This is a genomic window from Methylobacterium sp. WL9 (assembly GCF_008040035.1).
GTDB lineage: Bacteria > Pseudomonadota > Alphaproteobacteria > Rhizobiales > Beijerinckiaceae > Methylobacterium > Methylobacterium thuringiense.
Map to the genome: position 1 here is coordinate 79221 of NZ_VRVE01000005.1, position 21442 is coordinate 100662.

The following is a 21442-nucleotide window of genomic DNA, read 5'->3' on the forward strand; positions in this document are numbered from 1 at the left end:
ACACGATGACCGACGCCAACACCACCATCGAGAACGAGATCAAGTCCCAGGATGTGGTCGTGTTCATGAAGGGCACGCCGCAGTTTCCGATGTGCGGCTTTTCCGGCCAGGTCGTGCAGATCCTCAACTACCTCGAAGTGCCGTTCAAGGGCGTGAACGTCCTCGACGACATGGCGATCCGCGACGGCATCAAGGCCTTCTCCAACTGGCCGACCATTCCGCAGATCTACGTGAAGGGCGAGTTCGTCGGCGGTTGCGACATCACCCGCGAGATGTTCCAGTCGGGCGAATTGCAGACCTTCCTGTCCGAGAAGGGCGTCCCGGTGAAGAACACCGCCGCCGCCTGATCGGCAGCCAGATCCCCGACCAGAAGGGCGCTGCGGCGCCCTTTTTCGTGCCCGAAACAGTTCGGTGGGCAACGAACACGGCGTTCCGCCAATTTCCCCTGTGTAGTCGACGCCAGGGAAGCGAGCTACGATGCGCGACGTCATCATCGTGGGCGGTGGTCCGGCCGGGCTCAATGCGGCGCTCATCCTCGGCCGCTGCCGCCGCGATGTCCTGCTCTGCGATGCCGGCAAGCCGCGCAATGCGGCGACGCCCCTGACTTGGGGCCTTTTCACCCGCGACGGCACGTCGCCCTTCGCCCTGCGCGAGCAGGCCCATGCCGATCTCGAACGCTACGGCACGGTCGAGCGCCGTGAGATCGAGGTCGTCGAAGCACGGCGTTGCGAGGACCGTTTCGAGATCAAGCTGGTTGACGGGACGCGCGAGACGGCCCGCCGCCTGATTCTGGCGACCGGTCTTCGGCAGGACCTCCCGAAGATCGAGGGCTTCGAGACCTATTGGGGCACCGGGGTCCATTCCTGCCCGTATTGCGACGGCTACGAGGCCCGCGACCGGCCGATCGTCGCCTATGGCCGCGGCCATGGCGGCTGCGGGTTGGCTCTGGAGCTAAGTTGCTGGAGCCGCGACGTCACCCTCTGCACGGATGCCAAGGATGGCGAGCTCTCCGAGAAGGATCGCGACAGGCTTGGCCTCAACGGCATTCGCATCGTCGAGACGCCGATCGACCGACTCGAGGGCAATGGAGAGCGGCCGGAGACTCTGGTGTTTCGCGACGGGCGGGCGATCCCCTGCTCCGCCATCTTCCTGATGCCGGTGGCGTGCCAGCCCTCGCATCTCGTCGGGCAACTCGGCTGCGATCTCTCCGAGACGGGAGTGGTGCCGACCAAGGGCGACTACGAAAAGACCAATGTGCCCGGCCTGTTCGTCGCCGGTGACGCCTCGCGGCGGGTGCAGTTCGCGATCGTCGCCGCGGCGGAGGGCGCCATGGCGGCCTTCGCCATCAACATGGAGCTGATCGCCGAGGATACGGCCTGATCGCTCACACCGCCCGCAGCGGCTTCTCGAGCACGGCGATGACGCGGGCGAGATCGTGGCCCCGCTTCATGACGAGGCCGCCGGCTGCGATCACGGCGTAGGCGCCCTGACGGCGGGCAAGCTTGGGGTCCTTTTCGATTCGGTATAGCGGCATCTCGGAGCTGCGCCGGTAGATCGAAAACACGGCCTTGTCCCGCCGGAAATCGAGGGCGTAGTCGCGCCACTCGCCCTCCGACACCCGACGGCCGTAAAGATTGAAGATGGTGCGCAGCTCGTCGCGGTTGAAGGCGATCTGGGGTGTGGAGGCTTCCGAAGGAAACGGAATGACCTTTGCGCCCGGATCGGCCCCCTGCGTATCGACGCTCTGGCGCTCGCTCATCGTTCCTCCCGCATGCGGCCGTCGATGCGTCCGAGACAGGATGATGGGCCGGGTATTTCGCCGCCGCAAGCCCGCCTCGGGTGCATCGGTTGCCGGCGCACGGACACTGCAGCGAAACAAAAGGCCATCGTCTCGCCACGGTTTCGCCGTGCCGGCGCCTCCGTAAAACGGTCGAGTGTGGCTTGAAACCTCGTCGGTCACGGGTCCCGAAGCGGCCCCGCACCCAAGCTCCCCAGCCCGCGGCGGCGGCTTTGGACCGGCCCGTGCTCGACACTCCGAGGTTTCAAGACCCAAGGACTTCAGGCGGCCTCTTCGGAGCGCCGCCCTTTTTTTGTCCGACGCATACCCGGCCGATCGGATAGACTGCGACGCCACGGCAATCCCGCCCAGCGCAGTTTTCTTTCCCGTCTCGTCGGATCCGTAGAGCGTGCCCCCTGATTTCGACGCCGCGTTCCGCGATCGCCTCGCCGACCTCTTTGCCTGGCGCCGCGACGTGCGCCGTTTCCGCGGGGATCCCGTCGACGAGACCGTTCTCTCGACCTGCCTGGCCCTGGCGTCCCTGGCGCCGTCCGTCGGCAACAGCCAGCCATGGCGGTTCGTTCGGGTGGCGGACCGCTCGCGCCGCGCGGCCGTGGTCGAAAGCTTTGCCCGCTGCAACATCGCCGCCTGCGCTTCCTACGCCGACGAGCGTCGGGACCTCTATGCGAGCCTCAAGCTCGAAGGGCTGCGCGAGGCTCCGGTTCATCTCGCTGTGTTCTGCGATGAGGCGACGGAGACCGGCTACGGTCTCGGACGCGAGACCATGCCGGAGATGCTGCGGTACTCGGCGGTGACGGCGGTCCACACGTTCTGGCTTGCGGCGCGAGCGCACGGGCTCGGCGTCGGCTGGGTCTCGATCCTCGAACCGGAGGAGGTGACGCGCCTCGTGGATGTGCCGGCCGCGTGGCGGCTCGTCGCCTATCTCTGCGTCGGTCATCCGGTGGAAGAGCATAGGGACCCCGAACTCGTCCGCCACGGCTGGCAGGGGCCGTCGCCGATCTCGGCGCGCCTCACGGAACGGTGAGTCTTACGAGACTTCGACTCGCGGGCCGGTCGAGTCGACTGTTTCCGGCAAGAGGCTGTTAGCCGTCAGCCTGGAATTACGTAATTCGCCATCGCGTAACCATGCCTTCTAACAGGAACGCCAAGCTTCTCTGCGAATTATCCTCTTGCGTAAGGTCACGCTTGAAGGACGAATTCCGATGTTCGGGAAATGGGGAATGGGCACAGGTGTCGCCGCGGCGCTGACCGCCGGCCTGCTCGCGGCAGCGCCCGTTCAGGCGCGCGAGGTGGTTCCGTTCAACGAGCCCGGACTGGCCGGCTCGCTCGTCGTGCGCACGTCCGAGCGCCGGCTCTACCTCGTCAATTGGGACGGCACGGCGATCCGTTATCCGGTGGCCGTCGGCAAGCCGGGCAAGCAATGGGCCGGCCAGACCGTCATCGACGGCAAGTACTTCCAGCCCGACTGGTCGCCGCCGTCGGATGTGAAACGCGATCACCCCCACCTGCCGAACCTGATCCGCGGCGGAACCCGCGGTAACCCGATGGGCGTTGCGGCGATGACGCTGCGGGGCGGTGAATACGCGATCCACGGCACCAACAAGCCGAGTTCGATCGGGACGTTCGCGTCCTACGGCTGCATTCGCATGTATAATCAAGATATCTCGGATCTATTTCAGCGTGTCTCGGTGGGGACGCAGGTCTACGTGACGCGCTGATCACGCACGGCGTTGATCCTCACGCCGCGGTCGAGGCAAGAGCCTCGGCCGCGGCTTCGTTATGTCCGCCATCCGGCACGGCGGGAGACACCCAGCGATCGACAGACGATCGACGATTTGTGCCTGGATCGATTGAAATCCCTCAATCTGTATTAATCATGGCGGTCGTCTGCGCGTTTCGTTTCTCCGTAAACCAACAAAATTACATAAAACATCAAGCTTAGACCCGCATCGTCGGTCCTGCGTGAAGACACGCTCGGAGGACGACAATCGATGTTCGGTAAAGTGGCGTTGGGCGCGGGCATGGCCGCCGCGCTGTGGTCCGGCCTGTTTGCGGCTACGCCGGTACAGGCCCGGGAGATCGTGCCGTTCGCGGGCGCCGGCATGGCCGGCTCGCTGGTGGTGCGGACCTCCGAGCGCCGGCTCTATCTCGTCAACGGCGACGGCACGGCCATCCGCTATCCGGTGGCGGTGGGCAAGCCGGGCAAGCAATGGGCCGGCCAGACCATGATCGACGGCAAGTACTACCAGCCCGACTGGTCGCCGCCCGCTGTGGTCAAGCGTGACCACCCGCGCCTGCCGAACCTGATCCGCGGCGGAACCGCGAGCAACCCGATGGGCGTCGCCGCCATGACCCTGCGCGGCGGCCAATACGCGATCCACGGCACCAACCGGCCGGAATCGATCGGTCACTTCGCATCGTATGGCTGTATCCGCATGCACAACCAAGACATCGCCGACCTGTTCGAGCGTGTCTCGGTCGGCACTCAGGTCCAGGTGGTGCGCTGAGCGTGACCAACGGAGACGCGAGCCGCGAGGATCGCGCTCTCGCGGCTCGGCGCGTTGGCGCAGAGATGGCCTCGACCGCCCTGAATGTCGCGATGATCCGGTAGGTGTGTGCCACGCCTACCGGTACGAGCCAGGCATCGCCGTGCTCGAGAGAGATCGTCTCGCCGGCCAGAACGAGGTTCGCGCGCCCGGCAAGCACGTGGCCAACGGTCTCATAGGGCCGGGCAGCGCTCTTCTCTGTCGTCGGTGGCTGGTTTGTTGCGCCGCATCTGCATAGCCACGCGCTCGGCTGCGGCAAGGCGAGTTCGCGGTGCGGACCCTCCGGTACGCCCCGGCCGGAAACCCTGGACGTCCCGTGGTGGACCCTCGTAGGCATGCGCCTGGGAGGCGGTAGCGCCGAATTCTGCGATTTACCCGGGTTGCGGTCCTGTCCCAACGATTTTCAGAAATCGACGGCGATGCCCTTCACCTCCCAGTCTGTGTAGCGGACGGGTTCGAGGCCGCCGCGGCCGCTCGTCTCGGGCTTGGCGGCGATTTCGGCGGCGCGGGCGTCGATCGCCGCGCGCCGTTCGGCTGCCTCGGCAAGCGCACGCTGCGCCGCGGGCGTCATGACGCGTTTCGCCTCGCCCTCGGATGGAGCCTGATCGGGTGTCGTCGGTGCATTCGTCGTGTCGTTCTGCATGACGGCCTTTGTCATCGTTCTCTTGCGTCGCGTCGCTGCGGATGGGACTGCGTCGTGCAGGACATCGCAGCACGCTCTTTTCCGGAAAGTGGCATTCATGACGGCACGCCGCAACGCGGCCCCTCCCAGCGACGTGCCGGATGGCCCGGTCGCCGGCCTCGCGGCCCGGCGTACGGCGCATGAGGCCGTCGCGGGGCTTCTCGGCAAGGGACGGGCCTTCGCGCTGGAGGATGCGCTGGCACAGGCCGGCGCCGGGCTCGAACCGGGCGAGGCCGCACTCGCCCGCGCCATCGCCACCGCGACGTTTCGGAGATTCGGCTTGCTGCGCGGCGTGCTGGCCGAGCGCATGAGCCAGGGGCTGCCCGAGGACGACCCGCGCCTCCTCGCCCTGCTCGCCACCGGCGCGGCTCAGATCCTCGACCTAGCCGTGGCGGACCACGCCGCAGTCGACCTCTCCGTGCGGCTTGCCAAGGCAGACCCGGAACTGCGCTACCGGGCCGGTCTCGTGAACGCCGTGCTGCGGAGGGTGACGCGAGAGCGCGAGGCCATCCTCGCCAATGCCGGCGATCCCCTCGACGTGAACACGCCGGACTGGCTCGCCGTCCGCTGGCGCGCAGCCTACGGCGAGGACGCCGCCCGCCGGATCGCCGCCGCGCATCTCGACGGTGCGGCGGTCGATCTCACCATCCGCGAGGATGCCGAGACCTGGGCGACGACACTCGGCGGGGTCGCGCTCGGGCTCGGCAGCGTGCGGCTTGCCGAGGTCGACACGCCGGTGGCGTCGCTTCCGGGCTACGGTGAAGGGGCCTGGTGGGTGCAGGATGCCGCAGCCGCCCTCCCCGCGCGCCTGTTGCAGGCCAAGCCCGGCGAGCGCATCGCCGATCTCTGCGCCGCGCCGGGCGGAAAGACCGCGCAACTCGCGGCCGCCGGCGCAGCGGTGCTTGCCGTCGATCGTTCCGGTGTGCGCCTCGAACGCCTCCGCAAGAATCTCGATCGTCTTGGCCTGACGGCCGAAATCCGCGTCGGCGACGCGATCACGCTCGATTTGGGCGAACCATTCGACGGTGTGCTTCTCGACGCGCCCTGCTCGGCAACCGGCACGATCCGCCGCCATCCCGACGTCGCCTGGACCAAGACCGAGACCGATGTGGCCCGCCTTGCCGGCCTGCAGCGCCGGCTCCTCGAAAAGGCGGCGACGCTCGTTCGACCGGGTGGGCGATTAGTCTATTGCTCCTGCTCGCTGGAGCCGGAGGAAGGCGAGCGCCAGATCGCCGGCTTCCTTCAGCATCACCCGGAGTTCGAGCGAGTGCCGGTCACGCCGGACGAGGTGGCCGGACAGATCGAGATGATCGACCCGCAGGGCGATCTGCGCACGCTTCCCTGCCACCTCCCGCTCTCCTCCGGCGGCGAGGCCGGTCTGCGGCGGAGCGGACTCGACGGCTTCTTCGCGAGCCGTCTGCGGCGTAAAAGCTGATCGCCGTCGTCGCTGTGGCCATCCCGCCGCGCGACACAGCGTTAGCGGACGGTTAAGAGGCGACCGCTAATCTGACCGATGGACCGCGGGTCCATCCGCCGCCGTCCCGTCGGGATAGTCCGGACACACCAACGAGAGGGTACGACGTGGCGCGCGGCCATGAGCGCTGGGTGTTGTATCGGCTCGCCGTGCGCGAGGCGGTGCGCTCGGTGCGTAGTGCGTTCGCACGCGTCACCGCCCCGCCGGACCTGCTGGCGCGCGCGCGGGTGACGGCGCTGGTGATCGCGCCGCACGACCTGCGCACCAGCGACGCCACTTTTGCCGACGACATCTATTCCGGGCTGTTCGTCTTCGCCGGACGTTCGCTCTCGGTCAGCGGCCGCTCGCCCTTCGACTACGACCCGCCCTCGCCGGAATGGGCCGAGGTGCTCTACGGCTTCGGCTGGCTCCGGCACCTGCGCGCCGCCGACACGGCGCTCGCCCGCGCCAGCGCCCGCGCCTTCGTCTCCGACTTCCTCGCCAACCGCGGCGACCCGGCGCTGGCCCGTCCGGTACCGATCGCGGCCCGGCGGCTGATCGCGTTCCTGTGCCAGTCTCCGTTGGTGCTGGAGGGGGCGGATCACGCCTTCTACCAGGCTTTCCTCAAGGCGATCGGACGTGGCGCCCGCGATCTGGAGCGCGCGTTGCGGCGCGGTACGGAGCGGCCCTCGCGGCTGCTTGCCTCTGTGGCGCTCTGCTATGCCGGGCTCTGCTGCGACGGGCTGCAGCCGATCCTGCGGCGCGCGACGCGCGTACTGTCGCGGGAACTCGACCGCCAGATCCTGCCCGATGGCGGCCATCGCAGCCGCAACGCGCGCTTCGCGGTGGAATTGCTGCTCGACTTGCTGCCGCTCCGCCAGAGCTTCCTCAGCCGCAGCCTCGAGCCGCCCGAGGCGCTGCTGCGAGCAATCGACCGGATGCTGCCGATGCTGCGTCTGATGCGGCAGGGCGATGCCTCGCTCAGCCACTTCAACGGCATGGGCACCACGGAGGCCGACCACCTCACCACGCTGCTGATCTACGACGGCGCCATGGTCGAGACGCAGCGGCACGCACCGTTCTCCGGCTACGAGCGGCTGGAAGGCGGCAGGCTGGTGCTCGTCGCCGATGTGGGCGGTCCGCCGCGGCATTCGTACTCGAAGCTCGCGGGCGCCGGCTGCCTGTCCTTCGAAATGTCGAGCGGCCTGCAGCGGCTCGTCGTCAATTGCGGGGCGCCGGCCAGCGGCGGCGAGCAACGGCGCGTCTCGCGCAGTACCGCCGCCCACTCAACGGCCTGCGTCGCCGATACGTCGTCGTGCCGATTCCTGACGGGCGAGGACGGCTGGTGGGGGCGGCGGGTCATCGCCCGCTGGCTGTTGAAGCGCTGGGGGCCGATCGTGCTGCGCGGGCCCGGCCTGGTGACGATCGAGCGTCGCAACGAGCCGGACCGCTCCATCCTCGCCGGGCGCAACGATGGCTACCAGCACCCGTTCGGCGTGATCCACGAGCGTCGCTGGGACCTTTCCCTCGACGGCAACCGCCTCGACGGCGAAGACGCCTTCCGGCGCGAAGGTCGTACGAAGGGACGTCCGCGCGAGGTCGCCATCCGCTTCCATCTGCACCCCACGGTCAGCGCGCGGGGAGAGGACGACGGCCGGATCGTATTGACCACGCCGCTCGGAGGCATCTGGCACTTCTCATCTCAGGGTGCCGATCTGGCGATCGAGGACAGCGTGTTCTTCGCAGGCGTCGCGGGAGCGCGCCGAACGTCGCAGATCGTCCTGCACCTGACGGTCACCGAGGGCGCCAGGGTCCGCTGGCAGTTCACGCACGCCAGCATCGCGCCGGAGCCACGGTCCGCCTGACGATTCCGGACATTCGTGTGGTCCTGCTGGCTCGGCCGGCGGGTTCCGTGCTAGTCGCGGGCATCCCTGATCTGCCGACGACCGGACGCCACGCCTGATGCCGCGCGACACCACTCCCGTCACCCGCGCCCTCCTCTCTGTCTCCGACAAGACCGGGCTGATCGAATTCGCCCGCGCCCTGTCCAAGCGCGGCATCGCCCTCGTCTCCACCGGCGGAACGCACAAGGCGCTGACCGAGGCCGGGCTGCCGGTGACCGAAGTGTCGGAACTGACCCGCTTTCCCGAGATGATGGACGGGCGGGTCAAGACGCTTCATCCCGCCGTGCATGGCGGGCTGCTCGCCATCCGCGACAATCCCGAGCATCAGGCGGCGCTCGCCGCGCACGGCCTGCAGGCGATCGACCTGCTGGTGGTCAACCTCTATCCGTTCGAGGCGACGCTGGCGGCCGGCCGCCCATTCGACGACTGTGTCGAGAACATCGACGTCGGCGGTCCCGCCATGATCCGTGCTGCTGCCAAGAATCACGCCGACGTGACGGTCGTGGTCGACGTCGCCGACTATGCCGCCATCCTTGGCGAGCTCAAGACGCATGACGGAGGTATCGGTGCCGCCACGCGCCGCCGGCTCGCTCAAAAGGCGTTTTCGCGGACCGCCACGTACGACGCGGCGATCGCCAACTGGTTCGCTGGCGAGATCGACGCCGACGCGGCACCGGCCTTCCGTGCCTTCGGCGGCAGCCTCGGTCAGAGCCTCCGCTACGGCGAGAACCCGCACCAGGCGGCGGCCTTCTACCGCTCGCCCGGCATAGCCCGCCCTGGTGTTGCCACGGCACGACAGGTCCAAGGCAAGGCGCTCTCCTACAACAATCTCAACGACACCGACGCCGCCTATGAATGCGTCGCCGAGTTCGACGCCGCGCGCACGTCCGCGGTCGCAATCATCAAGCACGCCAACCCCTGCGGCGTCGCCGAGGCATCGAGCCTGATCGAAGCTTACGAGCGCGCCCTCGCCTGCGATCCGACCTCGGCCTTCGGCGGCATCGTCGCGCTCAATCGTACGCTCGACGCCGATGCCGCCAGAAAAATCGTCGAGATCTTCACGGAGGTCATCATCGCGCCGGATGCCTCTGAGGAGGCTATGGCGATCGTCGGCGCCAAGAAGAACCTGCGGCTGCTGCTGGCCGGCGCCCTCCCCGATCCGCGGGCTGCGGGCGAGACGGTGCGTACCCTGGCGGGCGGGCTGCTCGTGCAGGGGCGAGACAACCACAGCGTCGACGATATGGACCTGCGGGTCGTGACCCGGCGGCAGCCGACACCGGCCGAACTCGCCGACATGCGTTTCGCGTATCGGGTGGCCAAGCACGTGAAATCGAACGCCATCGTCTATGCCAGAAACGGTGCGACGGTCGGCATCGGCGCCGGCCAGATGTCACGCGTCGATTCCTCGATCACCGCCGCGCGAAAGGCAGCCGAAGCCGCGGAGCGCCTCGGTTTGGATGCAAGCCTCGCGAAGGGTTCGGTCGTCGCCTCGGACGCGTTCTTCCCGTTCGCTGACGGCCTGCTCGCGGCAGCCGAAGCCGGCGCGACGGGCGTGATCCAGCCTGGCGGATCGATGCGCGACGACGAGGTGATCCGCGCCGCCGACGAGGCCGGGCTGGCGATGGTCTTCACTGGCATCCGCCACTTCCGGCACTGATCGTCGTACACCCTACACGACAAGGCTTGCGATGTTTCGAGCGCAGTCACAACGCTGGAATCGAAGCCGAAACCCTAGACAGAGAGAGTTTTTTCTCTCAGCCTGCCTCATCGCAAAGAATGAGGTGGCCTACATTCTGGAATGGATCGCCTATCATCGGGTCGTCGGATTCGACTTCTTTTATATCTACGATAACGACAGCAACGATCGACTTTCCGATCTACTCGGTCCGCTAACGGCCAAAGGCATCTGTTGCGTCATCGATTGGCCGCGGTCGTCAAGTCCCGATAATCCACAAGTCAGCGCCTATCATCATACTCTGGCGTATTTCGGCCACGAAACCGAATGGCTGGCGACGATCGACGCAGACGAGTTCGTTGTCCCACTTACCTCCAATAATGTCGCATCGATCTTGGCCGATTCGTTTCGAAATAGAGATGCGGTCTTATGCAATTGGCGTATTTTCGGCTCCGCGGGTCACCGTGAGCCGAACGGCCAATTGTGCATGGAGCGCTTTCATCGTGCGAGCGGACCTGATTTTTCGGCAAACAACAATGTGAAATCCATATTCAGGCCCAACGCCGCTGAGTCGATCTTCGTCCATAATCATTATATGAAATCAAATAACGTCGCACTTTCGGACAATAGTGAATTTGCCACCCCGCGGGAGCAGGTTACCGCTTCGCCTGTCTATGGACACATGCAGATCAATCACTATTTCTGCAAATCACAATCGGAGTTTTTTATCAAAAGACTGAAAGGTCTAGCCGATCATCCGATCGATGCTCCATACGCCACGCGTGCTTTTCAAATGTTCGTAGACCACGATCGAAACGAATGCTTGGAGCAGACGATTTTCAGGTTCCTGTATGAGACGAAAGATGAGATTTCTCGTCTCAAGAGCCTGCTCCGATAATCCAACCGGCATAGCCATCGTAGTTTCTGCAGGCGCTGGAAACAGTCCGCGCGAGCTCGGCTACCGTTTTCAGTCGTCGCCAAGTCCCCTTTCAAGTGAAGCATGAAGACGCACGGCATTGTCTCCGCCGTGCTGATCGGACCCCTGGGTCGGGGGCATTCGATCGGATGCCTACGCCCCGCTCGGACACGGCTTCACGACGAAAAGAGGCGCAGCTTTCGCTGCGCCTCTTGGATGTCGCCAGTCGAATCTTCATCGTTCAATGAGCGTGTGCGCCGCTCGCACCGATTCCCGTCTCCGAGCGTACGAACTGCGCTTCGAAGGCGGCCCGCTCGCGTTGGGCGCGCTTCGTGTTGTCGAGCTTCGACACGACGTAGATCGTCAGGAAGGCCAGCGGCATCGAGAACAGCGCCGGATTGGCATAGGGGAACAGTGCTACAGGATGGCCGAAGGTCTTCACCCAGACCGCGTCCGACAACACCACCATCGTCACCGCAGCGACCAGCCCGACGAGACCGCCAAGCAGAGCCCCCCAGGTCGTCGTGTCGCGCCAGAGAATCGACATCAGCAGGACGGGGAAGTTGCAGCTTGCCGCCACCGAGAAGGCGAGCCCGACCATGAAGGCGACGTTCTGGTTCTCGAAGATGTAGCCGAGGACGATCGCCACGATGCCGATCCCGACCGCCGCGATCTTGGACAGCCGGACCTCGGCCGCCTCGGTCGTGCGCCCGCGAGCGATGACCATGGCGTAGAGATCGTGGCTCACCGCAGAGGCGCCGGCCAGGGTCAGCCCCGCCACAACCGCGAGGATGGTCGCGAAGGCCACCGCCGAGATGAAGCCGAGGAAGTATGGGCCACCGACGGCGTTGGCGAGATTGACGGCGACCATGTTGGTGCCGCCGACCATGTCCTTGAGCTTGTCGTAGGTCGTGCCGTCCGCCCCGAGCTTGAAGTAGCTCGCGTCCGACATCAGAAGCGCGATGCCGCCGAAGCCGATGATGAAGGTGAGGATGTAGAAGTAGCCGATCAGGCCGGTGGCGTAGAACACCGACTTGCGCGCGGCTTGCGCGTCCGAAACCGTGAAGAACCGCATCAGGATATGCGGCAGGCCGGCCGTACCGAACATCAGGCCGACGCCGAGCGAGATCGAGTCGATCGGATTGGTGACGAGGGCGCCCGGTCCCATGATCGCATCGCCCTTCGGGTGAGTTTGGACCGATGCGGCGAAGAGCTTCTCAAGACTGAAATCGTACAGGTACAGCACGGCGCCGGCCATGAACGTCGCACCGCCGAGCAGCAGGCAGGCCTTGATCACCTGCACCCAGGTCGTCGCCTTCATGCCGCCGAAGGCGACGTAGATGATCATCAGAGCACCGACGATCACCACCGCGTAGAGGTAGGGCAGCCCGAACAGGAGCTGGATCAATTTGCCCGCGCCGACCATCTGGGCAATCAGGTAGAAGGCCACGACGACGAGCGTGCCGGTTGCCGAGATGATGCGGATCGAGGTCTGATCGAGCCGGAAGGATGCGACGTCGGCGAAGGTGAACTTGCCGAGGTTGCGCAGCCGCTCTGCGATCAGGAACAGCACGATCGGCCATCCGACAAGGAAGCCGGTGGAGTAGATCAGCCCGTCGAACCCCGACGTATAGACGAGACCGGAAATGCCGAGGAACGACGCGGCGGACATGTAGTCGCCCGCGATCGCCAGGGAGTTGGTGCCGGCCGAGATGCCGCCGCCGGCGGCGTAGAAGTCGGAGGCCGACTTCGTCCCCTTTGCGGCCTTGTAGGTGATACCGAGGGTGAACAGCACGAAGAAGGCGAACATGCCGATCGCCGGCCAGTTAGTGGCCGATTTCGTGACGTTGCCGAGATCGGGTCCGGCGGCATAGGCCGCCGTCGCGGCGATGCCGAGAACGCCGATGGCGGCGAGCCCGCCGAGGGTATGCGAACGGCTCATCGGGCGAGGCTCCGGGTCAGATCGGCAGCCAGGGAGTCGAAGCGCGTGTTGGCGCGCACCACGTAGATACCCGTCAGAACGAACGCGAAGACGATGACACCGACGCCGAGCAGCAGACCGAGAGACGCTGTGCCGGCGACCTTGGTGGCGAGCAGCGGCTTGTCGAACGCGATGAGTCCGATGAAGCCGTAATAGACGACCAGCATCGCGAAGGTCAGGATCAGTCCGAAGCGTGTACGCTCACGGACCAGGGTCTGAAAGATCGGGTTGCTCGAGACCCGATCCAATCGGGCATCGGGAAGCTCGACTGTCGCCAGAGCATCGGCTCCGGGTGGTGCGGCGCGTCCCGCCGTCTGTACTGTGCTCATGAAATTCCCTCCCGCCTGCCCGGTCGACGCACTGCGTGCCGGTGGTCGGTATTTTGTTGTGCTGTGACGGGCGGTTATCGGCGTTCCGCGCCGTCATTGACGCGAAAGTCGTACGCCCGCCCCGGGCGCACGTCGAGTTTAATCCATCGACAATCCAGAACTTTACTTGGCCCGATTCTGCCGGTTCTCGATCAGGTCCTCGACGACAGCCGGTTCGGCGAGTGTCGAGGTATCGCCGAGCGAGCCGAAGTCGTCTTCGGCGATCTTGCGCAGGATGCGGCGCATGATCTTTCCCGAGCGGGTCTTGGGCAGCCCTGGCGAGAACTGGATCAGGTCCGGCGAGGCGATCGGGCCAATGTCCTTGCGGACCCAGGCGACCAGTTCCTTGCGGAGCGCGTCGTCGCCTTCTTCACCCTCGTTGAGGGTGACGTAGGCGTAGATGCCCTGTCCCTTGACGTTGTGCGGGTAGCCGACGACCGCGGCCTCCGAGACCTTCTTGTGGGCGACCAGCGAGGATTCGACCTCGGCCGTGCCCATGCGGTGGCCGGAGACGTTGATGACGTCGTCGACGCGGCCGGTGATCCAGTAATAGCCGTCCTCGTCGCGCCGGGCGCCGTCGCCGGTGAAGTAGAGGTTTTTGTAGGTCGCGAAGTAGGTCTGCTCGAAGCGCTCGTGGTCGCCGTACACGGTGCGCATCTGGCCCGGCCACGAATCCTTGATGCAGAGGTTGCCCTCGCACTTGCCGTCGAGTTCCTTGCCCTCGGCATCGACCATCACCGGTTGCACGCCGAAGAACGGACGCGTCGCCGAGCCGGGCTTGAGCTTCGTCGCGCCGGGTAGCGGCGTGATCAGGATGCCGCCGGTCTCTGTCTGCCACCAAGTGTCGACGATGGAGCAGCGCTCGTCGCCCACGACCTTGTAGTACCACTCCCAGGCTTCCGGGTTGATCGGCTCGCCGACGGAGCCGAGCACGCGCAAGGACTTGCGCGAGGTCTTCTTCACCGGGGCCTCGCCGCCGCCCATGAGCGAGCGGATCGCCGTCGGCGCGGTGTAGAAGATGTTGACCTTATGCTTGTCGACGACCTCCCAGAAGCGGCCGTTCGTCGGGTAGGTCGGGATACCCTCGAACATCAGCGTCGTCGCGCCGTTCGCGAGCGGGCCGTAGACGATGTAGCTGTGCCCGGTGACCCAGCCGACGTCGGCCGTGCACCAGTAGACGTCGCCCTCGTGGTAATCGAAAACGTATTCATGCGTCATCGCGGCGTAGACGAGATAGCCGCCGGTGGTGTGGACCACGCCCTTCGGCTGGCCGGTCGAACCCGAGGTGTAGAGGATGAAGAGCGGGTGCTCGGCCTCGACCGGCACGGCCGGGCAGTCGTCGGTGACTTCCTTGGCGGCCTCGTCGTAATAGACGTCGCGGCCCGCCTCCATCGTCACGTTGCCGCCGGTGCGGCGCACGACGACGACGTGATCGACCGAAGCATCGTCGAGACGCTTGATCGCCTCGTCGACATTGGCCTTGAGCGGCACCTTCCGCCCGCCACGAAGACCCTCGTCGGCCGTGATCACGAGCTTGGCCTCGCAGCCCTTGATGCGGCTGGCGAGCGAATCCGGCGAGAAGCCGCCGAAGACGATGGCGTGGATCGCGCCGAGCCGGGCGCAGGCGAGCATCGCGTAGGCGGCTTCCGGAATCATCGGCAGATAGAGGATGACCCGCGAGCCCTTCTCGACGCCGCGGTTCTTGAGGACGTTGGCCCAGCGGCAGACCTCGCCGTGCAGTTCCTTGTAGGTGATGTGCTTGTCGTCGTTCGGGTCGTCGCCTTCCCAGATGATCGCGACCTGATCGCCGCGCGTCTCGAGGTGACGGTCGATGCAGTTGTGGGCGACGTTGGTCTTGCCGTCCTCGAACCACTTGATCGAGACGTTGTCGGGCGCGAAGCTGGTGTCCTTGACCTTCGTGAACGGCGTCATCCAGTCGATGCGCTTGCCGTGCTCGCCCCAGAAGGTCTCGGGGTCCGACACGGACGCCTCGTACATCTCCCGGTACTTCGCATCGTCCACGAGCCCGCGCTCGCGCCATGCGTCCTGCACGTCGACGACCCGTTCAGTCATGCCGGTTCTTCCCTGTGAGGTGCCCGATCGTATCGCGACGGTCCGCGCAGCCGGGGCTTCCAACCTGTATGTAGTTGCATCGCCGAAACGGCGCGGCAAGCACCAAGAATGTAGAATTAAGTACGACTTTTGCCGCCCATCCGAGAAATGCCTACTGCGCCATCCCGGTCGTCCCGACGATCGGGATCGTCTCGAGCGGTCTCAGGCGCTCAGGGCCTGCGGCGGCGGAAACAGCATTTCGACGAGGGTGCCCTCGTTCTTGCGGCTGGTGATCAGGAAGCGGCCGCGATTGGCCTCGACGAGCGCCTTCGTCAGCGTCAGCCCCAGTCCCGTGCCGTTGCGCCCGCCCGCCACTTCGCTGCGGCTGAAGGGAGCGAGCGCGCGCTCGATCTCCTCAGGCGTCATGCCGACGCCGGTATCGCGCACCCGGAAAGCGATCTCCCCGCGCTCGGCGGTCGTCGTCGAGACGATGACCTGACCGCCGGCCTCCGTGAGCCGGATCGCGTTGGCGATGACGTTCAGGGTCGCCTGACGCATGGAGCGCTCGTCGGCGACGAGAGGCCTGAGGTCCGGCGACAGGCTGGTGCGGACCACGATCCGGTCGCGTGCAGCCTGCGGCTGCATCAGCGCGATGCAGCCCGACACGACCTCATTCAGCGCGATGTCGGTGAAGGTGAGCTCGCCGCGGCCGGCCTCGATCCGGGCGATATCGACGAGGTCGTCGACGACGCCGAGCAGGTGCTCTGCCGACTTATGGATCTCGCGCAGATCCTCGCGGTAGCGTTCGCTCCCGAGCGGCCCGTGCTCTTCAGCGAGGGCCGCGTCGGCATGCGCCAGCATTTCGGTCAGCGGCGTACGAATTTCATGGCGGACCTGGGAGAGGAAATCGGCTCGGCGTCCGTTTTCGGGTTCGACGCGGCGCGGGACAGGAAGCGGTTCCGCGTCCCGCTCGCGTAGCGTGACGCAGAACCGCGCGCTGTTCGCCGCGGAGAGCTGCACGATCCGCATCCGCAATGGTGCGGTACCCGTGCGCGGAGTGGCCTCGCACGGCTCGCTGGCGCCGCGCTCCCGTGCCTCGCGCAGGCCGGTCGCGACGGTGGGCTGACTGCAGGGCGCAAACAGGTCGGCGAGCGCGCCTCCGACGACCTCCCGGGCATCGCTCGCCAGGATCGCCGTGGCGCTGCCGTTCAGGGTCAGGATCCGGCCGCTCTCGTCGAGTGTCGCGACACCTTCCGCGATATGGTCGAGAAGGTCCTGGGCATCGCGCTCGCGAGTGTTGTCGCGCGCCTCGGCGAGGGCGCGCGCGATCTGCTCGCGCGCCTGATCGGCCTGGGCGGCCGCGCGGACCAGAAGCAGTTCGGCCGGTCCGCCGTCCCAATCGACCCTGGAGCGCTCGACGATGACGGCGAGCAGGGCGCCCCCACCAGTGGTCAGCGACACCGGCGCATCGGGTGCGACACCATCGTCCGGCGCCGGGAGCCGACCGAGCAGGTGCGTGAGGGTGTCCGCCGCATCCAACGCCGCGCGATCCGGATAGTCGGTCAATTCGAGGAAGCGGCGGTTGACATAGAGGGTCTCGGCGTCGCGGTGGACGAGAACCCCTGCGGGCAGGCGGTCCAGGGCGGACACGATCGCCGCTTCGATCGCCGCGCTCGTGTTGCGCGCCGCACTCACCGGGAATGCCATCACCGCGCCACGGCGCTCGGGATCTGGGATGGAGTCGGAGGGTAGCGGCGCATCGTCCCCGGCGAAGCGGGCCCCGAGGGCGCGTGCGATCTCGCGGAACGCCGCATGCTCGTTCGTCGAGAGGTCGGCGCCCGTGGTCGGTTCCGTAACGTCTCCGGAGTCCGGCCCAGGCGCGTCCGCGTGATTGCCGGTCGTGACGGCCACGTCGGCGACATCGAGGGTTGCGTCCGGTGTATCGGCCGGCTCCGGCGCGGATTCGTGTGGGGAGGCGTGCTGCTCCGAAGTTTCGACGAAGGCTGCCAATGCCTCGCCCCGATCGCCGGCTTCCGCTGGCAGGACCGAGTCGACGGCTATAGCCATGCGCTCCGACGCCGCGGTGGTTTGCACGTCGGCTAGCATGTCTGCCGGCGCGGCCGGCTCGACTACGGTCTGTCGGTCGAGCGCCCGTATCTCGCGAACCACGCCGAAGCCCGAAAAGCCAGCGAAAGGCTGCGCCGGACGGCCCGAGGGCGCACCGGACAGGTCGATGGCGATCACCCGATCAGCTCCCGGCGGCCGGAGACGAAGCGGTAGGGCTCGGAACGTCCGCCGCGCACCGAGCGCCGCGCCGAGGCTTGGCCCCGCATCGCTCTCGGAGAGCGCCTCCCACGACCGTCCGACGAGGTAAGTGGCGAGATCGGTCGCGATGCCGGTGACCTGTGTGAGAAGCCCGGCCTCGTCGCTGCGCCAAGTGAACCGGCCGCCCGAGACCGGAGGCGCGTCGGTGATCGGCTCCGAGACCGGCTCGCGTATCGGATCGACCTGCGGGCGGATTCCGGGTCGGCGCAGCGCAGGCAGAGGCTCGGTGGGCGCGAGCAGGAGTACGGTCTCGTCGGTGCCGCTTCTTGCCCGCCCGAGCAGGCAGGCGGTGGGCCGCGCGATACCACGCGTATCGAAGCGGATCCTGACCAAGCGCACACCGCGCTCCGACGGACTCGCGGATCGGATCTGCTCGGCGAGACGCTGCCCGAGGCCACCCGCCTCGTCTGTGATCGCAGTCCGCAGGCCAGCAGCGCTATCGGTCGCGTGGATCACGTGTTCGCTAAGCGCGTCGAGGACGACAACGATTCCCTCGCGTGTCGCGAAGACGGGGGCGATAACGGGATCGGTCGACCAGCGCGCGACGTCTGCGGCGAGCGTCGCGTCGCCGATGTCGGCCTGCGTTGCGCGGTCGGACATCAACAGCCTAATTGTGCGCCATGAGTTGGATTGGGCTCCAGTCTGGAACTTCCGGAGGCCCCGTCATAGACATGAAGGCGATCTGACACACGTTAATCAACGCTTAACCCTAACAGGCGGCTGGCCGTCGCAGGAAGGGGCTGGCGTCGTATGAACTATATGTTATTGTGCACCGCACAATGATGAAACGTTGGGCAACAGGAAGGGCTACAAGAATGAGCAACCCCCAGAACCCGAATTACGAAGTTCCCGCCGAGATGCGCGACTTCGCCGAGAAGAGCGTCGATCAGGCCCGCAAGGCGTTCGACTCGTTCCTCGGTGCTGCGCGCCGGACCGCGGATACGGTCCAGGGCTCCGCCGAACTGGCCCGCACCAACTCGACGACCCTGTCGTCGCGCAGCTTCGAGTTCGCCGAGCAGAACGTGAACGCCGCGTTCGATCTCGCGCAGAAGCTCGTGCGGTCCAAGGATGTCCAGGAGGCCATGCAGCATCAGGCCGAGTTCGTGCGATCGCAGTTCGCCAACATCCAGGCTCAGGCCAAGGAGTTCGGTGGCCTCGCGCAGAGTGCGCTCCAGCAGGGTGCCGAGAACGCGAAGACCGCGGTCCAGCAGGGCACCAACGAAGCCCGTCAGGCCTTCGATCAAAGTGCCGCTGCGGCCAAGGATGCCGCCGCCAAGGCGACCGAGAAGAAGTCCGGCGTCTGAGCCCAGCTTAGATACGAACGAGGTTTCGCTCTCGGGAGCGCGGCCTTCATGCCCAACGGAACGATCGGCTCTCTCTCGCGAGGGGGCCGATTTTTTTGATGCGGCTGGGGGCCGCTGTCCCGGCGCTTCGCCTTTTTTCGAACGATCCGCCCTCTTAGCGAGGCCCCTGCCGTTCCGCATTTCGAGACGGCACCCCGTCATCGAGAGAGGTCGATTCCATGCGTCCCGTCTATCGCTTCAGCATCGTGGCCGCGATCCTTCTCGGCGCGGTCGGGTCACAAGGTGCCAGCGCCCAGTATTTCGACGACGGTTATGACGGCCCGCCTCCGCGCCGCGGCGGCTACGAGTATCGCTACGAGGAGCGCCGGCCTCCGCCGCGCCGCGTCAGCGGTCTGAACTGCGACGCGATCCAGCCCGGCATGTTCGGGCCGAAGCCGTTTTCCTGTCCCCTGCCCGGTCCGCGCCCGCTCGGTGCCCGCTGCTTCTGCGATACGCCCGTGGCGCCGCTCAGCGGCGGCGACACGGTCGCCGGCAGGGTCGTTCCTTAGATCAGGCTGTGTTTTAGATCGAATCGATCAAAACGCAGAAAACGTGATCGATTCGAAAGTTTAGGGCAGGCTTGGCGCGAAAAACCGTTGCCATCTTTTCGCAGTCTGCTCTCGAGCCGCATTCAACGAAAAAGCCCGCGCCGGAGAACCGGCGCGGGCTTTTCTTACGGGCGAAGGGGATACCAGTCGGATCTCTCAGTTCAGGACGACGACCTTCGCGCCGACGCGGACGCGCTCGTACAGGTCGGTGACATCGTCGTTGGTCATCCGGATGCAGCCCGAGGAAACGGCCTGGCCGATCGTATCCGGCTCGTTCGAGCCGTGGATGCGATACTCGGTGCCGCCGATATACATCGCGCGAGCGCCCAGCGGGTTCTCGACGCCGCCGGCCATGTAGCGCGGCAGGTCGGGACGGCGCTGGAGCATCGCCTGCGGCGGCACCCACGACGGCCATTCCTTCTTCGCGACGATCTTCTTCGTACCCGACCATTCGAAGCCGGGACGGCCGACGCCGACGCCGTAGCGGATGGCTTCGCCACGCGCCGTCACGAAATACAACCGCCGCTCGGAGGTCGAAACCACCATCGTGCCGGGGGTGTAGCTCGGATCGAACCGGACCATCTCGCGCGGGATCGGGGCAACCTGTGCCTGCGGTGCAGCCTGCGCACCCTGGCCGTAGCCGGCGGACGCACCGTACTGGCCGGCATAGGGGTCGTATTGCTGGGCGCCGGCGCGGGAATAGGTCTGGCCTGCGTAGTACTCATCCGCGTCGTTCGTGCCGAACGGATCGTACGGCGCAGACATCGCGGGCGAGGCAGCAAGAACACAGACGCCGATGACGCCGGCGAGGGCAGTGGCCAGGGTCTTCATGGTGGGATGCCTACCTGTGCATGTATCTTGACTGTATAAGCGTGACCTTAGCCGTACGGTTCCACTCCTGTTGGACGATTTTGCAGCACCGCATCGTGCGTCGCCGCACGAACCCTAACCGGCGGTTTCTTCGATCACTTCGTCTGTATGGACATCGAAGCGGACGAGCTGCTGGGCACCGAAATTCGTCGAGATCGCGCAGTCGGCGGCATCGCGTCCCCGGGCCATCAGGATGCGTCCGACGCGCGGCGTGTTGTGGCGGGCATCGAAAGTGTACCAGCGGCCGTCGAGATAGACCTCGAACCACGCCGAGAAATCCATCGGGTCCGGCACCGGCGGAATGCAGATATCGCCGAGGTAGCCAGTACAGTAGCGCGCCGGGATGTTCATGCAGCGGCAGAGCGCCACCGCGAGATGCGCGAAGTCGCGGCAGACCCCCTCTCCGCCTTCGTGGCCGTCGAAGGCGGTCCGGGTCGCGTCGGCCCGTTGATAGTCGAAGCGGATGCGCTCATGCACGTAGTCGACGATGGCCTGCACGCGCGCCCAGCCGGGCTTTTTCGCTCCGAACAGCGCCCAGGCAATCGCCGACAACTTGTCGGTGTCGCAGTATCGGCTGCCGAGCAAGTAGATGAGAATGTCGTCGGGCAGGTCCTGCACGTCGTGTTGACGCGCGTCCGGCGCGACCACATCCGCCTCACCGGAGTCATGGATGAGAAAATCGGTGGAGACGGTGACCCGGCCCGGCGGCGCGACGATGCGGGTGCAGACGTTGTCGAAATCGTCGCGATAGACCCGGACGGACGTCGGCGGGTCGAAGGTCAAGATTTCGGGCGTGACCAGATCGGGGATGCGGGATGGATGCACGTTGAGCATCAGGATCATCGGAGTTGGCTGTACAGACTCAAAGGTGATTTCGAACCCGGTCCTGATTTTCATTTGCCGCATGCTTTCCGAGATGGGATCCGGCGACGCAAGCCGCCGCGCCGGTGTACTGATCCGTCATCTGAGAGACGACGAAGG

The 21442-nt window shown here is 66.1% G+C and carries 19 protein-coding genes and 1 pseudogene; 11 read left to right on the forward strand and 9 right to left on the reverse strand.

Annotated elements, in window-relative coordinates:
• The first annotated feature begins 5 nt into the window (after window positions 1-5).
• Both grxD and FV217_RS03645 read left to right on the forward strand, forming a co-directional pair.
• On the forward strand, window positions 6-347 hold the full coding sequence (gene grxD / locus FV217_RS03640) for a Grx4 family monothiol glutaredoxin (RefSeq protein ID WP_147814392.1): 342 nt from the start codon (window positions 6-8) through the stop codon (window positions 345-347).
• Between the two features lie 130 nt (window positions 348-477).
• Complete coding sequence (locus FV217_RS03645) at window positions 478-1380, forward strand: NAD(P)/FAD-dependent oxidoreductase (RefSeq protein ID WP_147814394.1); 903 nt, start codon at window positions 478-480, stop codon at window positions 1378-1380.
• A gap of 4 nt (window positions 1381-1384) precedes the next feature.
• On the opposite strand, the gene FV217_RS03650 is transcribed toward FV217_RS03645, so the two are convergent.
• Window positions 1385-1759 carry a DUF2794 domain-containing protein gene (locus tag FV217_RS03650; RefSeq protein ID WP_147814396.1) on the reverse strand — a complete coding sequence of 125 codons (375 nt, stop codon included), beginning with the start codon at window positions 1757-1759 and terminating at the stop codon, window positions 1385-1387.
• A 427-nt stretch (window positions 1760-2186) separates the two neighbouring features.
• Between FV217_RS03650 and bluB the strand changes: the two genes are divergently transcribed.
• From bluB to FV217_RS03665, 3 genes are all read left to right on the forward strand, one after another.
• The gene (gene bluB / locus FV217_RS03655; protein ID WP_147814398.1) at window positions 2187-2822 is read left to right on the forward strand and encodes a 5,6-dimethylbenzimidazole synthase; all 636 of its coding nucleotides are present in this window, start codon (window positions 2187-2189) and stop codon (window positions 2820-2822) included.
• A gap of 196 nt (window positions 2823-3018) precedes the next feature.
• Complete coding sequence (locus FV217_RS03660) at window positions 3019-3516, forward strand: L,D-transpeptidase (RefSeq protein WP_238230529.1); 498 nt, start codon at window positions 3019-3021, stop codon at window positions 3514-3516.
• A 273-nt stretch (window positions 3517-3789) separates the two neighbouring features.
• Window positions 3790-4305: a L,D-transpeptidase gene (locus FV217_RS03665; protein ID WP_147814400.1), complete on the forward strand. Its 516-nt coding sequence runs from the start codon at window positions 3790-3792 to the stop codon at window positions 4303-4305.
• Between the two features lie 103 nt (window positions 4306-4408).
• Here FV217_RS03665 and FV217_RS23745 read toward each other — a convergent pair.
• Both FV217_RS23745 and FV217_RS03670 read right to left on the reverse strand, forming a co-directional pair.
• Window positions 4409-4681: pseudogene (locus FV217_RS23745) on the reverse strand (cupin domain-containing protein); the annotation flags it as partial.
• A 66-nt stretch (window positions 4682-4747) separates the two neighbouring features.
• The gene (locus FV217_RS03670) at window positions 4748-5002 is read right to left on the reverse strand and encodes a DUF1674 domain-containing protein (RefSeq protein WP_238230411.1); all 255 of its coding nucleotides are present in this window, start codon (window positions 5000-5002) and stop codon (window positions 4748-4750) included.
• Between the two features lie 82 nt (window positions 5003-5084).
• Here FV217_RS03670 and FV217_RS03675 point away from each other — a divergent pair, with 82 nt between their 5' ends.
• The 4 genes from FV217_RS03675 to FV217_RS03690 all read left to right on the forward strand — a co-directional run bounded on the left by FV217_RS03675 (window position 5085) and on the right by FV217_RS03690 (window position 10956).
• Window positions 5085-6461, forward strand: a complete 1377-nt coding sequence (locus tag FV217_RS03675; protein WP_147814402.1) for an RsmB/NOP family class I SAM-dependent RNA methyltransferase — start codon at window positions 5085-5087, stop codon at window positions 6459-6461.
• Between the two features lie 146 nt (window positions 6462-6607).
• Complete coding sequence (locus tag FV217_RS03680) at window positions 6608-8344, forward strand: heparinase II/III family protein (RefSeq protein WP_147814404.1); 1737 nt, start codon at window positions 6608-6610, stop codon at window positions 8342-8344.
• Between the two features lie 97 nt (window positions 8345-8441).
• A complete protein-coding gene (purH, locus tag FV217_RS03685) occupies window positions 8442-10040 on the forward strand; it encodes a bifunctional phosphoribosylaminoimidazolecarboxamide formyltransferase/IMP cyclohydrolase (protein ID WP_147814406.1) in 1599 nt (532 codons plus the stop codon).
• Window positions 10041-10164: 124 nt separating this feature from the next.
• Window positions 10165-10956, forward strand: a complete 792-nt coding sequence (locus FV217_RS03690) for a glycosyltransferase family 2 protein (protein ID WP_187272417.1) — start codon at window positions 10165-10167, stop codon at window positions 10954-10956.
• Between the two features lie 259 nt (window positions 10957-11215).
• On the opposite strand, the gene FV217_RS03695 is transcribed toward FV217_RS03690, so the two are convergent.
• The 4 genes from FV217_RS03695 to FV217_RS03710 all read right to left on the reverse strand — a co-directional run bounded on the left by FV217_RS03695 (window position 11216) and on the right by FV217_RS03710 (window position 18300).
• Window positions 11216-12916 (reverse strand): cation acetate symporter, encoded by a 1701-nt coding sequence (locus FV217_RS03695; RefSeq protein WP_147814410.1) that lies wholly within the window; start codon window positions 12914-12916, stop codon window positions 11216-11218.
• Window positions 12913-13284 carry a DUF485 domain-containing protein gene (locus FV217_RS03700; protein WP_147814412.1) on the reverse strand — a complete coding sequence of 124 codons (372 nt, stop codon included), beginning with the start codon at window positions 13282-13284 and terminating at the stop codon, window positions 12913-12915. Before FV217_RS03700 ends, FV217_RS03695 begins: the two co-directional genes overlap by 4 nt.
• Before the next feature lie 162 nt (window positions 13285-13446).
• The gene (gene acs, locus FV217_RS03705) at window positions 13447-15396 is read right to left on the reverse strand and encodes an acetate--CoA ligase (RefSeq protein WP_147814414.1); all 1950 of its coding nucleotides are present in this window, start codon (window positions 15394-15396) and stop codon (window positions 13447-13449) included.
• A 201-nt stretch (window positions 15397-15597) separates the two neighbouring features.
• The gene (locus FV217_RS03710; protein WP_147814416.1) at window positions 15598-18300 is read right to left on the reverse strand and encodes a PAS domain-containing sensor histidine kinase; all 2703 of its coding nucleotides are present in this window, start codon (window positions 18298-18300) and stop codon (window positions 15598-15600) included.
• Between the two features lie 215 nt (window positions 18301-18515).
• Here FV217_RS03710 and FV217_RS03715 point away from each other — a divergent pair, with 215 nt between their 5' ends.
• Window positions 18516-19004, forward strand: coding sequence for a phasin (locus FV217_RS03715; protein ID WP_147814418.1), 489 nt, complete (start codon window positions 18516-18518; stop codon window positions 19002-19004).
• A gap of 218 nt (window positions 19005-19222) precedes the next feature.
• Window positions 19223-19552: a hypothetical protein gene (locus FV217_RS03720; RefSeq protein ID WP_147814420.1), complete on the forward strand. Its 330-nt coding sequence runs from the start codon at window positions 19223-19225 to the stop codon at window positions 19550-19552.
• 195 nt (window positions 19553-19747) lie between these two features.
• Here the strand turns inward: FV217_RS03720 and FV217_RS03725 are convergent, their stop codons facing one another.
• Both FV217_RS03725 and FV217_RS03730 read right to left on the reverse strand, forming a co-directional pair.
• On the reverse strand, window positions 19748-20422 hold the full coding sequence (locus FV217_RS03725) for a L,D-transpeptidase (protein WP_147814422.1): 675 nt from the start codon (window positions 20420-20422) through the stop codon (window positions 19748-19750).
• A 114-nt stretch (window positions 20423-20536) separates the two neighbouring features.
• Window positions 20537-21358, reverse strand: a complete 822-nt coding sequence (locus FV217_RS03730) for a transglutaminase family protein (RefSeq protein ID WP_147814424.1) — start codon at window positions 21356-21358, stop codon at window positions 20537-20539.
• Window positions 21359-21442 lie beyond the last annotated feature (84 nt).